Origin of the sequence: Kribbella sp. NPDC058693, assembly GCF_042715335.1 — a bacterium.
Classification (GTDB): domain Bacteria; phylum Actinomycetota; class Actinomycetes; order Propionibacteriales; family Kribbellaceae; genus Kribbella; species Kribbella jiaozuonensis.
Genome location: NZ_JBHXSQ010000001.1, coordinates 1,517,447 through 1,532,542, shown reverse-complemented (window position 1 = coordinate 1,532,542; position 15,096 = coordinate 1,517,447). Strand labels below are relative to the sequence as shown.

14 protein-coding genes are annotated in these 15,096 nt (G+C 68.2%); 7 read left to right on the top strand and 7 right to left on the bottom strand.

The window, feature by feature from the left end:
* Positions 1 to 441, top strand: coding sequence for a MarR family transcriptional regulator (locus ACFWUU_RS07305; protein WP_380173499.1), 441 nt, complete (start codon positions 1 to 3; stop codon positions 439 to 441).
* Positions 428 to 667: a hypothetical protein gene (locus tag ACFWUU_RS07300; RefSeq protein ID WP_380173497.1), complete on the top strand. Its 240-nt coding sequence runs from the start codon at positions 428 to 430 to the stop codon at positions 665 to 667. The genes ACFWUU_RS07305 and ACFWUU_RS07300 overlap by 14 nt, the downstream gene beginning before the upstream one ends.
* 1 nt (position 668) lies before the next feature.
* Here ACFWUU_RS07300 and ACFWUU_RS07295 read toward each other — a convergent pair whose 3' ends face one another.
* Entirely contained in the window at positions 669 to 989 is a 321-nt protein-coding gene (locus ACFWUU_RS07295) for a nuclear transport factor 2 family protein (protein WP_380173495.1), read from the bottom strand.
* 77 nt (positions 990 to 1,066) lie between these two features.
* On the opposite strand from ACFWUU_RS07295, the gene ACFWUU_RS07290 reads away from it, so the two are divergent.
* Positions 1,067 to 1,837, top strand: coding sequence for a helix-turn-helix domain-containing protein (locus ACFWUU_RS07290; protein ID WP_380173493.1), 771 nt, complete (start codon positions 1,067 to 1,069; stop codon positions 1,835 to 1,837).
* On the opposite strand, the gene ACFWUU_RS07285 is transcribed toward ACFWUU_RS07290, so the two are convergent.
* Genes ACFWUU_RS07285 through ACFWUU_RS07275 form a run of 3 tightly spaced genes read right to left on the bottom strand, consistent with a single transcriptional unit; the run spans position 1,834 to position 5,567 of the window.
* A complete protein-coding gene (locus tag ACFWUU_RS07285; RefSeq protein WP_380173491.1) occupies positions 1,834 to 3,024 on the bottom strand; it encodes an epoxide hydrolase family protein in 1,191 nt (396 codons plus the stop codon). The genes ACFWUU_RS07290 and ACFWUU_RS07285 overlap by 4 nt on opposite strands.
* On the bottom strand, positions 3,021 to 3,443 hold the full coding sequence (locus ACFWUU_RS07280) for a MarR family winged helix-turn-helix transcriptional regulator (protein WP_137253175.1): 423 nt from the start codon (positions 3,441 to 3,443) through the stop codon (positions 3,021 to 3,023). Before ACFWUU_RS07280 ends, ACFWUU_RS07285 begins: the two co-directional genes overlap by 4 nt.
* A 36-nt stretch (positions 3,444 to 3,479) precedes the next feature.
* Entirely contained in the window at positions 3,480 to 5,567 is a 2,088-nt protein-coding gene (locus ACFWUU_RS07275) for an FHA domain-containing protein (protein WP_380173489.1), read from the bottom strand.
* Between the two features lie 478 nt (positions 5,568 to 6,045).
* Between ACFWUU_RS07275 and ACFWUU_RS07270 the strand changes: the two genes are divergently transcribed.
* Positions 6,046 to 8,358 carry a M4 family metallopeptidase gene (locus ACFWUU_RS07270; RefSeq protein ID WP_137253177.1) on the top strand — a complete coding sequence of 771 codons (2,313 nt, stop codon included), beginning with the start codon at positions 6,046 to 6,048 and terminating at the stop codon, positions 8,356 to 8,358.
* 63 nt (positions 8,359 to 8,421) lie between these two features.
* Here ACFWUU_RS07270 and ACFWUU_RS07265 read toward each other — a convergent pair whose 3' ends face one another.
* From ACFWUU_RS07265 to ACFWUU_RS07255, 3 genes are all read right to left on the bottom strand, one after another.
* A complete protein-coding gene (locus ACFWUU_RS07265) occupies positions 8,422 to 9,600 on the bottom strand; it encodes a hypothetical protein (protein ID WP_380173487.1) in 1,179 nt (392 codons plus the stop codon).
* Positions 9,601 to 9,759: 159 nt separating this feature from the next.
* Complete coding sequence (locus ACFWUU_RS07260; protein WP_380173485.1) at positions 9,760 to 10,458, bottom strand: hypothetical protein; 699 nt, start codon at positions 10,456 to 10,458, stop codon at positions 9,760 to 9,762.
* Positions 10,455 to 11,024, bottom strand: a complete 570-nt coding sequence (locus tag ACFWUU_RS07255) for a helix-turn-helix domain-containing protein (RefSeq protein ID WP_380173484.1) — start codon at positions 11,022 to 11,024, stop codon at positions 10,455 to 10,457. Before ACFWUU_RS07255 ends, ACFWUU_RS07260 begins: the two co-directional genes overlap by 4 nt.
* Positions 11,025 to 11,096: 72 nt before the next feature.
* Here ACFWUU_RS07255 and ACFWUU_RS07250 point away from each other — a divergent pair, with 72 nt between their 5' ends.
* The 3 genes from ACFWUU_RS07250 (at position 11,097) to ACFWUU_RS07240 (ending at position 15,087) form a co-directional block, all read left to right on the top strand.
* Positions 11,097 to 12,014, top strand: coding sequence for a DNA polymerase beta superfamily protein (locus ACFWUU_RS07250; RefSeq protein WP_380173482.1), 918 nt, complete (start codon positions 11,097 to 11,099; stop codon positions 12,012 to 12,014).
* Positions 12,004 to 12,759, top strand: a complete 756-nt coding sequence (locus tag ACFWUU_RS07245; protein WP_380173480.1) for a DNA polymerase beta superfamily protein — start codon at positions 12,004 to 12,006, stop codon at positions 12,757 to 12,759. Before ACFWUU_RS07250 ends, ACFWUU_RS07245 begins: the two co-directional genes overlap by 11 nt.
* A 204-nt stretch (positions 12,760 to 12,963) precedes the next feature.
* On the top strand, positions 12,964 to 15,087 hold the full coding sequence (locus tag ACFWUU_RS07240) for an alpha-galactosidase (protein ID WP_380173478.1): 2,124 nt from the start codon (positions 12,964 to 12,966) through the stop codon (positions 15,085 to 15,087).
* The last annotated feature ends 9 nt before the right edge of the window (positions 15,088 to 15,096 follow it).

Sequence of the window (15,096 nt, the reverse complement as noted above, 5' to 3'; positions counted from 1 at the left end):
GTGAGCACGGCCGAACAGGACGCCCAGGCGTTCGCTGACCTCTTCCGCGAGACGTACCTGCGTTTCCACCGCCGGGACGGCAAGCGGACCGAGATGTCCGGCGCGAGCCGGGCCGTTCTGCAGCACCTCTCGCAGACCGGGCCGTTGACCGTCGGCGATATCGCGCTGCACCTGGACCGGGCGCAGTCCGTCGTCAGCGACATCGTGACCCAGCTCGAGTCCAAGGGCGTGCTGGAGCGCGAGCGCGATCCCGAGGACCGGCGCCGCACGCTCATGTGGCTGTCGCCGGAGGGCTTCGACGTACTGCGTGCCGATCGCGACGTACTGAGCGTCGCCGCGCTGGCGGACTCGTTCGCCCAGCTGCCAACCGGCGACCGGGCCGTGCTGCTCGCCACCCTGTCCCAGCTGATCCGAACGGAGCAGAAACATGACCACCACTAGCTGCGAGAGCTGCAGCATGCCGATCGAGAGCGGCCGGTACTGCGCGTACTGCGTCGATGCCGACGGCAACCTTCAGGACTTCGACACCCGGTTCGCGTCGATGGTGTCGTGGCAGGAACGCCGGCACCCGGGCGAGCCGCGCGAGAAGATCGAGGCCGACACCCTCGCCTACATGGCGACGATGCCGGCCTGGCGCGACCACCCGCGTCTCGCCGAGCATCGCTAGCTTATGACTTTTGTACGACGTCCCAGTGCTCCACGATTTGCTCGCCTTCGAAGCGCCAGATGTCGACCACGGCCTGACTCCCCTCGGCGGTCGTCATGAGGTAGTGCACGACCACATGGGTGTCGTCGGCAATGATGCGCCGGAGGTCGAGCTCGGCCCCGGCGACCGGTGCGCGGGCGATGAACTCGATGAAGGCGTCGCGGCCCGACGGGTTGCCGGGGCTGTGTTCGACGAAGTTCTCGTGCAGGAGCGGGCGGAGCGGCTCGAGGTTGCCGTTGGCAAACTCCTGGAACGCGTGCAGGGTCAGTTCCTTGATCGTCATGCCGACGACGATGAGCCCGCGGCGGCCGCGTTGTCGATTACATCGCTTGTAATTGCCCGGCCCGCGATACTCGGAGGGTGAGCGAAGACAGACCGGTCGGCGAACTGCTGCGGGAGTGGCGCCGGCGGCGGAAGCTGAGTCAGCTCGACCTCGCGATCCAGGCGGACGTGTCGCCGCGGCACGTGAGCTTCGTCGAGACCGGGCGGACGATCCCGAGCAGTGCGATGGTGCTGCATCTCGCCGAGCAACTCGCGGTGCCGCTGCGGGAACGCAACCGGCTGCTGGTCGCGGCCGGACATGCGCCGGTATACCGGCAGACGCCGCTCGACGATCCGGACATGGCGCGGGTCCGCGCGGCCCTCGACCAGTTCGTCCGCGCGCACACGCCGTACCCTGCCCTCGCCGTCGATCGCCGCTGGAACCTCCTGCTCGCCAATCATCCGTTCAACGCACTCCTGGCCGGCGTCGACCCGAAGCTGCTCACCCCGCCCATCAACTTGATGCGCCTCGGGCTGCACCCCGACGGCATCGCGTCGCGGATCATCAACCTGCAACAGGTCCGCGGCTACCTGCTGCCACGGCTCGCCCGCCAGGCCGCCGCCTCCGGCGACCCGGAGCTCGATCAGCTGTACGACGAACTCGTTGCCTTCGGCCCCGTCGACAACACCCCACCGGACCCCGCCGACATCGCCCTCACCATCCAGATCCGTCATCGCGGCACCGACCTCACCTTCCTCAACGCGATCACAACCTTCGGCACCGCGTTCGACATCACCCTCGAGGAGATCGCGATCGAGACCTACCTCCCAGCAGACGCCACCACGATGGACTACTTCCGCCGTACCTAACGAAGTTCGCGGAACGTACGGCGGAGGTCGTCGGTCCATTCCGTTGGGAGTTCCCATGGGATGAAGTGGCCGCCGTTGGGGTGGGCGGTGATGTTGGTGTGGTTGTACCAGGCGGCGCGGTCGCTGGCGAGGAAGTTGTCGACGCGTTCCTGTGGGGTGTGTACGCCGGGCGGGTCCTCGTGGCCGACGAACGTGATCCCGGTCGGCGCTTCGATCACCGGCGTACGGTCGTGGGAGGGCGTCCACGGGTAGCGGTTGTTGTTCGCGTACGTGCGGATCGAGGTATCGATCGCGTTGCCGGCCCAGAAGATCGTCGCGTGCGTGAGCAGGTCGTCGTCGGTGAACGCCTTCTCGCTCTCGGCCCACTTGTGCCAGCGTTCCATGATCCACGCGAGCATGCCCGCGGGTGAATCGGCGAGACCGAAACCGAGCGTGCTCGGGTCGAGTACGTGCACGGCCAGGTGGGACGCGAAGCGGTGCTCGAGCTCGAGGATCCGAGCGTGGATCTCCGGCGGTAGACCAGCTGGGATCGGGTTCCCGCCGCTCAGGTCCCACCCGCGGTCGCCGTTGAAGAACGAGAGCTTCAGCGCCGATCCGATATGCATCCCGTACAGCTCATCGGCGTACTTGTGCCCGAGCTGCCCCGTCACCAGCGCGCCGACGTCGCACCCGGCCGCGGCGTACTTCGGGTGCCCGAGAACTCCCGTCATGAGTTCGTGCCAGACGTCGGCGATCTTCCAGAAGTTCATGTCCGGCCGCGTCGGCGTCGAGAACCCGAACCCGGGCAGCGACGGCACGATCACGTCGAACGCGTCCGCGGGATCACCGCCGTAAGACGCTGGGTCGGCCAGCGGGTCGATCACCTTCGACCAGTGCCAGAACGTCCACGGCCAGCCGTGGCTGAGGATCAGCGGGATCGGATTCGGACCGACGCCGGGCTTGTGCATGAAGTGCACCGGTACGTCGCCGACGTCGACCCGGTAGTGGTCGTAGGCGTTGATCGCGCGCTCGGCGGCACGCCAGTCGAAGCCGTCGGCCCAGTACTCGACCAGCGGTTGCAGGCGGGTACGTCGTACGCCGTAGAAACCGTCGTCGTTGCCGGCGTCGCGCGGCCATTTCGTGGCGACCAGGCGGCGCCGGAGGTCGTCGAGAACCTCGTCGGATACGTGGATGGGCGTTGGAATCATGGGGAGTCCTCAGCAAGCTCGGTCAAGCGATGGAGTACGTCGACGGAGCCCGCGAGCACGGCACGCTCCTCAGGCGTCAGCTGGTCGACGAGTGCGGTCAGTTTCGCGACCCGGTGCGCGTGCCGGGAGTGGACGATCTCCTGACCCGCGCTGGTCAGGGAGATCAGGCTGGCCCGGCCGTCACTGGGGTCGGGGCGGCGTTGGAGGAGACCGTCCTGCTCGAGCTTCGCGACCAGGCTGGTCAGGGCGGGTTGTTTCAGCTGCTCCGTCGGGAGGAGCTCGGTGAGACGCATCGGGCCGGTCCGGTCGAGCGTGTGCAGCACCGAGAGGGTGGAGAAGTTGAATCTCCGCACCGACGGCAGCCGGATGAAGATCGTGTTGAAGTCCTCGATGACAGTCGTCAGCCGATCGACATCCATGCCGACGACTATATCAATTTTCGATGTATGTTCAAGTCAGTTGCTGAGGGCAACGGATACGGTGAACGCGGTGTCGCCGGATTTCAGCGTCAGGACGGCGGCGTCCGCGCTGTCCGGGAGCTTGCCCTTGAACGTGATCGTGCCGTGCTCGGTGCCGCCGGCCGCGACCTTGCTCGGCCAGTTGCTGCGGCGGGTGTCGGCGCGCAGGGCGGTGCCGTCCGCGGCGGTGAACGTCGCGCCGGCGATCGGGATCGTGACGGGCTCCTTCGCGCCGTTCGCGAGCATCACCTCGACGCGGGTGAAATGGCTCGTGTACGTGACGTTCTCGACCGTGATCGTGACCGCGGAGGAGGGTTTCGCGACGGGTTTCACCAGCCGGTCCTCGCCGGATTCGTTCCCGGTGAGGTAGCCGCCGACGTACTGCGTGCCCGCGGTCAGCGCGAACCCGCCGACGCCGACGCCGACGAGTACGACGGCGATCGCGATCAGGATCGAGACGTCGAACCGGCCAGGCGGGTGGTCCTTCGGCGCGGCCGCGTCGAGCAGCGCGAGCACCATCGCCACGACGAGCGCGATCCCCGGCGGCACCAGCCAGCGCAGTTCGCCGCCCGGTCCGTCGGCTAGGAACGTCACGATGAGGTTCACGATCAGCCCGAGAACGATGATCCCCGCGGCAACGATCAGCACCCGAGGCAGCCGCACGGTCCCGACAGCATCACCCTCGAACCCCGCCGTACGCCCGTCTCCGTCGGTCAGCCGGTCCGCGTTCGTACGCCGGTCTCCGGGCAAGCGGTCCGCGTTCGTACGCCGGTCTCCGGGTAGCCGGTCTGCGTTCGTACGCCGGTCGGGGTTGGCGCGTCGCTCGGCGTTCGTACGGCGGTCCGCGCCGGGCAGCCGTCGTTCGGGCTGCGCTCGGCTCGGTTCAGGCCAGCTGTCCGACGTGTTCCAGTTCGGCTCAGCCTGCTCAACCCGAGCCGAAATCTCCCGCGGCGTCCGAACCGGCTCCGGATTGTCCGCCGACGGATACGCCGCCCACCCCCCATCGCCCGCCCGATCCTCCACCTCAAACCCCGGCACTACCCCCGCAGCCCCATACTCATCCGCCTCGTACGCCGCCTCGCCGTACTGGCGGCCACCATCCGCGTCCTGGTCGTCCCGGTACTCTGCCGCGTCGCCCTGGTACGCCGGTTCGCCGTACTCCTCGCCACCACCCCCGCCCTGATCAGCCGGGTACTCCGCCGCCTCGGCCCGGCCCACCGGCTCGCCGTACCGCTCACCACCGCCCGCCGCGTCGGCCCGTCCTACCGGCTCGCCGTACTGCCGGCGACCGTCCGCGCTCTGCTCGGGCCGGTACTCCGCCGCCTCGGCCTGGTTCGCCGGCTCGCCGTACTCCTCGCCACCAGCCCCGCCCTGGTCGGCCCGGTACGGCTCCGCCTCGGCCCGGTTCACTGGTTCGTCGTACCGCTCACCACCGCCTGCAGCTTCGTCAGCCGACCATGGCACCTCGGCCGGCGGAAAGGCCCGGCCCGGCGCCCCGACCGCAGGTGCGGGAGGTGCAGCTGCCGGCCAGGAGCTGGCAGCCGGAGGCGCGGCCGGCGCGGGCGGCTGAGGCGCTGCTGCCCGTACGTCGGCCTGCTCGGCGTCAGCCGGATACGCCCTGGGCTCGGCGTCAGCCGGATACGCCCTGGGCTCGGCCTCAGCCGCATAGGCACCCGGCTCGGCGTCAGCCGCGTACGCGCCCGACTCCGACCCCGCCGCGTATCCGCTCGGCTGGGGACCTGCCGCGTAGGCGTCGTCCGGCTGACTCCCCGCCGGAGTGACGGGGTCGGGGATTGTCGATTTGTGGAAGGTGAGGACTGAGCGGCCGATGTGGATGCGGTCGCCGGTGGTGAGGGTTGTGGGAGCAGTGATGCGGTGCCCGTTCAGCCCGGTGCCGTTGCGGGACTCGTCGTGGAGGGTCCAGGTGGCGCCGTCGCGGGACAGGCGGGCGTGGATGCGGGAGATCTGGTCGTCCGCCTGCAGCCGGATGTCGGCGTTGGAGGCGCGGCCGATGGTGATCGTGTCGGCCTCGGCCGGCAGCGTCCAGCGCTGCTCGCCGAGCGACAGCACGAATTCGGTTTCCACTCACACCCCAGCCGGCGTCATCCTGATCGCGATCCCGTCGCGCCGCTGCCGGCGCGTCGCACCCCGCGGCAGCCAACCCGTCTGCGCGATTCTGCCATCCGCACCCGCCCCGTACCACCGGCAGTACCCACCCACCACCCTCCGCGACACCCCCCTCACACCCCGGACCGAACGCCCCGACCCCCCGACCCCCCGACCGTCACAAATCTCAGGATTCGGGCACCTTTGTCAGCTGTTAGTAGCGATGACAACGCGGTCAGTTGTCGTAAGGGTGCCAACGGCACGGTAGCGCCTTGCCCGGGTGCGATCGCGGACATAGTGTCCCCCCGCGCGATTCATCAGGGTTGGATGAAAAAGGGGGATTTTTCGCGGTAGCCCGGTGAATAGGCCGGAGGTTCCAGGCGGAGTGGTGCACCGCCTGCAGTCCGGCGAGGCGCAACCCGCCCAAAGCACCGCATTCGCGAAGGGACCAATACCAATGGTCTTGTTCCAGCGTTCTCGAAAGCCTGCCGTCTTCTTGGGCCTCACCGGCCTGGCAGCGGCAGCACTCGCCGGATTCGGTACGTCGGCCGCAGGTGCCGCGCCGAGTGCGGCACCCCCGCCCCGGCCCTCGCAGGCGCAGTCGAAGGCGTTCGCCGTCGACTCCGCGTCGTCGCTGGTCGCCGGCCGGCCGAGCGCATTGCATGCCTCGAAGGACGACAAGTTCACCGCGAAACCGGTGATCTCGGAGCCGTCCGGCCTGCAGTACGTCCCGTACGAGCGTTCGTACAAGGGTCTCCCGGTCATCGGTGGTGACTTCGTCGTCGTCACCGACGCCAAGGGGGCCGTGAAATCCACCTCGGTCGCGCAGACCACCGCCGTACCCGACCTGTCCACGGCCGCCAAGGTGACGGCCGCGACCGCGCAGAAGACCGCCACCAAGCAGCTGAAGAAGGTCGACTCCTCGACCACGCCGACGCTCGCGGTCTACGCGCTCAACGGCACTCCGAAGCTCGCCTGGCAGTCCCGGGTCAGCGGCACCAACGGCAGCGAGCCGTCGAGCCTGTCGGTGTACGTCGACGCGCAGAGCGGCAAGGTGCTCGGTACCCAGGAGCACGTGATGGCCGGCAACGGCACCGCGGCGTACAGCGGACCGAACCCGGTCCACCTGGACACCACCCAGTCCGGCAGCACGTTCTCGATGAAGGACCCGACCACCACCAACCAGTCCTGCCAGGACGCGGCGAACAACACCACGTTCTCCGGTCCGGACGACAACTGGGGCAACGGTACGGCCTCCAACAAGGAGACCGGCTGCGTCGACGCGCTCTTCACGGCCCAGACCGAGAAGCACATGCTGAACGACTGGCTCGGTCGTAACGGCTTCGACGGCAGCGGCGGCGGCTGGCCGATCCGCGTCGGTCTGAACGACGAGAACGCGTACTACGACGGCACGCAGGTGCAGGTCGGTCACAACACGGCCGGCGGCTGGATCGGTTCGATGGACGTCGTGGGCCACGAGCTCGGCCACGGCATCGACGACCACACCCCGGGCGGCATCTCGGGTTCGGGCACGCAGGAGTTCGTCGCCGACACGTTCGGTGCGGCCACCGAGTGGTACAGCAACCAGTCCTCGGCCTACGACCCGCCGGACTTCCTGGTCGGTGAAGAGGTCAACCTGGTCGGCAGCGGCCCGATCCGCAACATGTACAACCCGTCGGCGGTCGGCGACCCGAACTGCTACTCGAGCTCGATCCCGGGCGCCGAGGTGCACGCGGCCGCCGGTCCTGGCGACCACTGGTTCGTGCTGCTGTCACAGGGCAGCGGCGGTAACCCGAACGTCCCGACCTGCAACAGCTCGTCGGTGACCGGTCTGGGTATCCAGAAGGCCATCAAGATCATGTACAACGCGATGCTGATGAAGACCAGCAGCAGCTCGTACCTGAAGTACCGGACCTGGACCCTGACCGCGGCGAAGAACCTGTACCCGGGCAGCTGCACCGAGTTCAACACGGTCAAGGCGGCGTGGGACGCGGTCAGCGTTCCGGCCCAGTCGGCCGACCCGACCTGCAGCAGCACCGGCGGCGTCACGGTCACCAACCCGGGCAACAAGACCGGCACCGTCGGTACGGCGATCGCATCGTTCACGCTGTCGGCCACCGGCGGCACCGCGCCGTACACCTGGTCCGCGACCGGTCTGCCGGCCGGCATCACCATCGGTTCCTCCACGGGCACCGTGTCCGGTACGCCGACCACCGCCGGCACCTACAACGTGACCGCCACGGCCACCGCGAGTGCCGGAGGATCCGGTAGCGCTTCCTTCACGATCAGCGTCAGCCCGGTCGGTGGCGGCTGCTCCTCGCCGGGCCAGAAGCTCGGCAACCCGGGCTTCGAGACCGGCACGGCGACGCCGTGGTCGGCCTCGACCGGAGTCATCGACAACACCGCCTCCCAGCCCGCACACGGCGGCACCTGGAAGGCGTGGCTGGACGGCTACGGCCAGACCCACACCGACACGCTGAGCCAGTCGGTCACCATCCCGGCCGGTTGCGCGGCGACGCTCTCCTTCTACCTGCACATCGATTCTGCGGAGACCACCACGACTACGCAGTACGACAAGCTGACGGTGAAGGCGGGCTCGACGACGCTGGCGACGTACTCGAACCTGAACAAGGCGAGCGGCTACTCGCTCAAGTCGTTCAACGTCTCGTCGTTCGCCGGCCAGACGGTGTCGATCAGCTTCACCGGCACCGAGGACAGCTCGCTGCAGACCTCGTTCGTCATCGACGACACAGGCCTGAACCTGAGCTGACCCCCTGAAATGAACCCGGCCGCCGCACCTTCGGGGGTGCGGCGGCCGGCTCATGCCTGGGGCTTAGTTGAGTGACATCCGGGGCTCACCGTTGACGAGGCCGGTGCCGGCGATGGTGCAGGTGCCGCCGCGGTTCTGGGTGTAGGTCTGGCGGACGCAGTTGCGGAGTGCGAGCTGGGCCCAGTAGTTGGGGTGCAGGGACTCCTGGATGAAGTAGTTCGAGCCGATCGTGGTGACGGTGCGGATCTGGTTGATCCACTCGGTCCGGTCGACGGCGGTCGGCTGGGTCCAGGAGCTGAGGCCGACTTCCTCGTATAGGCCGACGGTTTTCTCGCAGAGGCGGCGGCCGTTGAAGGCGGACTGGAGTTCGAGGAGGCGGGCGTTGGCCAGGCCGGACTGGCCGATCGCGGCGCGGACGGTGTTGTTGATGGTGACGAGCGCGGTCGCGTTGGCCCAGTCGGCGTCGGCGTTCCAGAAGCCGCAGCCGCCGGTGCTCTGCCGGGTGAAACCGCTCTGGCTGTATCGGAACCCGCTGGCCGACGGGATCGGTGACGGATAGGTCTGTACGACGAGGCTCCACGCGCTGTCGCCGTAACCGGCGTTGCGCATCGCGGTGCGGATGTTCTGGAACGCGGTCGCGATCCTGGCGCGGACCGTGGTGATGTTGGCGGACGTGAAGTTGGCGACGACGGACGAGTCGTCCTTGCAGTAGTCGGGATCCCAGGACGGCGACAGCAGGAAGTCCTGCACGCACTGGGTGACGATCGACGCGAAGTTGAAGTCGTTGCCGCCGATCGAGACGACGACCTGCTTCACGTTGTGGGCGGCGGCGAACTGCTGCAGCATCTTCGCCTGGCCGAGGTTGCCGGCGCCGTCGTCGTAGAAGTCGATACCCGGCTTGAAGTAGTCGCCGGTGCCGGTCGTGGTCTTCGCGCCGGAGCAGGCCAGGTTGAGTCCGCCGACGCCGCCACCGATGTACGCCTCGGCGGACAGGCTGCGGTGGCAGCGCGGGATCTGCTCGGCGGTGTGGCTCGCGTTGTCGTGGTAGGCGTGCGCACCGAGCGCGTCGGCCGGTGCTTCGGAGTCGTTCGAGCTACCGGCCCAGCGGCCGGCCTCACCCGAGATGTAGGAATCCCCAACGGTGACGACGTACGGCGTACCAGAGCCGGGACCGTCGGCGTGTGCCGGGGGAGCGACCAGGCCGAGCCCGGTCAGGGAGAGTAGGAGGATTGCTGCGGACACTCGACGACTTCTCGGAACTCTCATCCGGAAGGCCTCTCTCGCCGGAGTTCGGTGATCTCAGGACCCCCACCAGATCACCGTCGGCGTCAAGGTACTCCCGGGTAACCCATCCCCGGTAGACCGAGCGTACTGACACGTTTGCGCCCTGTCACCACCGTGTCAGCCGAGGAGGTTGAGTTCCTCCGGCCAGCGCTGCTGCCACCAGGCGCGCCAGCGGGTCTCGATCGCGTCGCGGTCCACGTCGTCGTACAACGACAGGATCGCCATCGTGGCGCCGTCCGGCTTCTGCTCGCCCGGCGGGATGTGGCTCAGCACGAGCAGACCGTTGCCCCAGGCATCTACCGTCACGCCGACCTGATGCTCGCTGGTATACCAAATTTCACCTTTGATGGGTTGACCAACGAGCTCGAGCTCGACCGGTGTGCCGGCTTCCTGCGCCGGGATCCCGAGCTCGGCGATCGGAGACACCGCGCCCGTGCCGGAGAAGAACAGCGTGCGCCGGGGCTCGCCCGGATGCCGCTCGACCGCGAACCGCAGTTGGTGCAGGAAGGTGATCCAGCCCTCGGTGACGTCGTCGTAGTACGCCTCCCACTCGGGGTTGGCGCCACGCGGTGCGCGAGTCAGCGTGACCCGGGACCCGCCCTCGAACGGCTCGACCTCGAAGCGGTCCCCGTGGCCGAGCGTCAGCGTCGTACCGTCCTCGATCGTCTCGGTGAAGTAGATGAGGTCGATCTCCTCCTCCAGCCCACCCTGCGTCCCCTCGTACTCCCAGCCGTGCCAGTGCCGGATCTTCTCCTTGTTCCGCAGGGCGTCCCACACGACCTCGACCGGCGCCGCCACGGTGACCACGATCTTCATGACTCTCCTTCGGTACGGCGGGGTGCCGGATGACCGCCCGCGATCAATCGGTACGGCCGCCCGCCTTCGCTGTCGAACTGCTCGACGACCTGCTGCACTGCCGCGGTCAACGCGTCGGTGAACCGGTGCACATCACCCGGCTCCGCGAACCGCACCGCGGCCTCGAGCGTGAACGTCAGCAGCCGCTTCCCATCAGCGTCGGCCGCGTTCTGCATCCGCGCTACATCGCGCACGGTGCCTGCGGCGACCTCGACGAGATGCTCCGCGGCGTACTGATCCTGGATCTCGGTGAACGCATGACCCATCACGCCTGGATCGACCACCAAACTGGCTGACGCGCGCAGGATCCGTTCGGTGAACCCGCGCCGTTGCCGCTCCTCGACGAGCTCGACCAGCCCGGCCTTCTCCAGCTCACGGAGGTGGTAGTTGACCCGCTGCCGGGGCAGGTCGAGCGCGGCCGCCAGCTGGGTCGCCGACGCCGGCTCGCGCAGTAACTCGAGCAGCCGTCGGCGGATCGGCGACAACGCCAACCGCACCTTCTCCGGCTCCTCGACGTAGCGCAACATGCCCCCAATCTCCCAATTGACAGGAAAATTTGTCAAGGGCTGGAGATCCTGTGGTGGGGGAGCATGAGCGACATGTCTGTGCGAGGGCCGCAGTTGCCGGTGGGGACGCAGGTGGTGATCCGGGTCGCGGCGCCCGATGACCAGGGCGGTACGGCGCAGCGCGGGGCGACCGGGCGGGTAGCCGGCATCACCGCGGACGGGCGGTACGTCGTGCGGCTCGTCGACGGGCGGGAGACCGTTGCGCGACGCGATCAGTTGAGTCTGCGGACGGCATACCAGGACGAAGCGATCGAGCTCGAACTGCCGGACGGGGACCGACTGGTCCGCGAACACACGATCTACGCGGCCGTCGTCGGGTCGCGGGCGTTCGGCCTGGACACAGATGGGTCGGACACGGATACGCGCGGGGTGTACGTCGCGCCGACCGAGGCGTTCTGGTCGCTGGCCAAGCCGCCGACACATGTGGACGGGCCGGAGCCGGAATGGTTCTCGTGGGAGGTCGAGCGGTTCTGCGAACTGGCGTTGAAGGCCAACCCGAACCTGCTCGAGGTCCTGCACTCGCCGCTGGTGGTACGCCAAACTCCGCTCGGCGAGGAGTTGGTCGGCTTGCGACAGTCGTTCCTCTCGCAGCTGGTATACCAAACCTACTCGGGCTACGTGCTCAGCCAGTTCAAGAAGCTCGAGGCGGACTTCCGGCGGGACGGTTCGCCGAAGTGGAAGCACGTCATGCACCTGGTCCGGCTACTTCTCGCCGCCCGCAGTCTGTTGCTGGAGGCAACCTTGGTCGTCGACGTCGGACCGGATCGGGACCGGCTGCTCGCGGTCAAGCGTGGCGAGGTGCCGTGGGAAGAGGTCGAACGCTGGCGTCTGTCGTTGCATGAAGAGCTGGACGGTGCGCTCCAGCAGACGGCTCTCCCGGCGACGCCGGATGTCGCGACGGTCGACGAGTGGTTGCGGTCCGTACGAAAGAGGAGCCTCGGTGACGCGTGACATGCGGCAGCTCGACTACGCCGAACTGCGCACGATCATGGGCGAGCAGCCGTACCCCCTGGTCTTTGCGACGGTTTCGGGTGCTCACCTGTACGGCTTCCCGTCCCGCGACTCCGACGTTGACCTGCGTGGGGTGCATGTTCTTCCGGCCGCTGAGGTCGTCGGGCTCCGGACCGGGCCGGAGACGCTCGATCGCACCTGGTTCGAGAACGAGGCCGAGGTTGACCTGGTCACCCACGACCTGGCCAAGTCCGCCCGGCTGATGCTGCGCCGCAACGGCTATGTACTCGAGCAGGTGCTGTCGCCGCTCGTGGTCATCAGTACGCCGGAGCATGCCGAGCTGGTCGAGCTCGCGGGTGGCTGCATCACCAAATGGCATGCGCATCATTACCGCGGCTTCGCGAAGACGCAGTGGGAGTTCTTCCTCAAGAACGGCGAGCTCAAGCCGCTGCTGTACACGTTCCGGGTGCTGCTCACGGGTATCAACCTGATGCGCACCGGTGTCGTACAGGCTGATCTGCGGGAGCTGCTCGATGGGGCGCCGGTCTATGTGCCTGAGTTGATGGCCGCCAAAGCCGAGGCCGAGGCTGCGCCGATGGACGGTCCGTCGGGGGAGCGGCTGTCCGAGGATGTCAGCCGCCTCCAGACCACCCTCGACGAGGCGGAGCAGGCGAGTCGCCTACCCGACCGCCCGACAGTCGAGCCCGCCTTGCACGACCTCCTCATCCGCACCCGCCTCGGCTAACCGGCTAACCCCGCTCGCCGGTGCGCACGCCCTGTAGTAGGGGCCGTGCAGTGGGTCGTGGGTTGGATAACGGTTGCCGACGTCTGGGCTGACAACGCTGGACAGTCGTAGGGTAATTACTTAACTTCGTGAAGCATTGACATTGAGGCTGGCGGGGTAAATAGTTCCGTCCTGAAATCAATCAGAAAGCAGAGTGAATCAACAGTGTCGAACATCGAGATCCTGCAGCTCCGGGCCGGCGCGGTCAGCCTGGTGCTCGACTGCTCCGGTCCCGGCCTTCCGTCCGTCCTGCACTGGGGTGCGGACCTGGGTGAGCTGACCGAGAGCGCTCTGCTGGAACTGCGCCGCGGCGCAGGCGCAGTCCAGGACGGCAACGGCCTGGACGAGAACCGTCCGATCGCAATCATCCCGGAGTACTCGGCCGGCTGGTTTGGTATACCAGGCCTGAGCGGGCACCGCGACGGGCACGACTTCTCCGCCAGCTTCCAGCTGACGAGCGTCGCGCAGACCGGCAACACCGTGCAGGTCGACGCCGCCGACACCGAGGCCGGCCTCGATCTCAAGCTGACCGTCGAGCTGACCGACTCCGGCCTGCTGCGCGCCAAGGCGGACCTGACCAACACGGCCGCGACGCCGTACACCGTCGACGGCCTGCTGCTTGCGCTGCCGGTGCCGACCGAGGCGACCGAGCTCCTCGACTTGACCGGCCGGCACATCGGCGAGCGCCACCCGCAGCGCCACGAGTTCACCCAGGGCGCGCACATCCGCGACAACCGCCGCGGCCGCACTGGCGCCGACGCGACCCTGCTGCTGTTCGCCGGTACGCCCGGCTTCGGCTTCAACGACGGCGAGATCTGGGCCGTGCACACCGCCTGGAGCGGCAACCACCGCTCGTACGCCGAGCGCGGCATGAGCGGGTACGCCGTGATCGGCGGCGGCGAGCTCCTGCTCCCGGGCGAGGGCCGCGTCCAGCCACAAGGCACCTACAGCACCCCGTGGATCTACGGCTCGTACGGCGTCGGCCTCGACCAGGTCTCGCACCGCTTCCACGACTACCTGCGCGCGCGGGCGAACCACCCCAAGACCGAGCGCCCCGTCGTACTGAACACCTGGGAGGCCGTGTACTTCGACCTCGACCTGGACAAGCTGAAGGCGCTCGCCGACGCGGCCGCCGAGGTCGGTGCCGAGCGGTTCGTCCTGGACGACGGCTGGTTCCGCGGTCGCCGCGACGACCACGCCGGGCTCGGCGACTGGTACGTCGACGAGGGGATCTGGCCGAAGGGTCTGCACCCGTTGGTAGACCACGTAAAGGGCCTCGGTCTGCAGTTCGGCCTCTGGGTCGAGCCCGAGATGGTGAACCCGGACTCCGACCTGGCGCGCGAGCACCCGGACTGGATCCTCGCCACCGGCGACCGGCTGCCGCCGACCGCCCGCCATCAGCAGGGCCTGAATCTTGGTATACCAGCCGCCTACGACTACATCCTCGAGCGGCTCGACAGCATCCTGTCCGAGTACGACATCGCCTACCTGAAGTGGGACCACAACCGCGACTTCGTTGACGGCGGCAACCAGTTGACGGGTACGGCGGGCATCCACGAGCAGACCCTCGCGGTATACCGGCTGATCGACGAGCTCAAGCGCCGGCACCCGGGCCTCGAGATCGAGTCCTGCTCGTCCGGCGGCGCCCGGGTCGACCTCGGCATCCTCGAGCGCACCGACCGGATCTGGGGTAGTGACAGCAACGACGCCCTCGAACGGCAGACCATCCAGCGCTACACGCAGCTCCTGCTCCCGCCGGAACTGATCGGCTGCCACGTCGGCCCGCCGCGGGCGCACACCACCGGACGGACGCAGACGTTGTCGTTCCGCGCGACCACCGCGCTGTTCGGACACTTCGGTATCGAGTGGGACATCGCGTCCGCCAGCCCCGAGGAGCGCGAGGAACTCAAGGGCTGGGTCGCGCTGCACAAGCAGCTGCGGCCGCTGCTGCACACCGGTCGCGTGGTCCGTTCGGACCGCGGTCCCGAGGACGTACTCGTCCACGGCGTCGTCGCGCAGGACGGCGGGCGCGGCGTCTTCAGCGTCGTCCAGGTGAAGCAGTCGGTGACGTCTGCCGTCGGACGGGTCAGGCTGCCCGGACTCGACCCGCAGCGGACGTATCGGGTCAGTAAGGTCGCGACACCCGGACCCGAGTCGCGGTCCGCGGCCTGGTCGGTCGACGGTGGAAGTGTGGAGTTGAACGGCGCCGCCCTCGCCTCGGTCGGAGTACTCATGCCCGTGCAATGGCCCGAGAGCGCGATCTTGCTGGAAGTTACAGCGATCGGGTAAGCCCGCCCG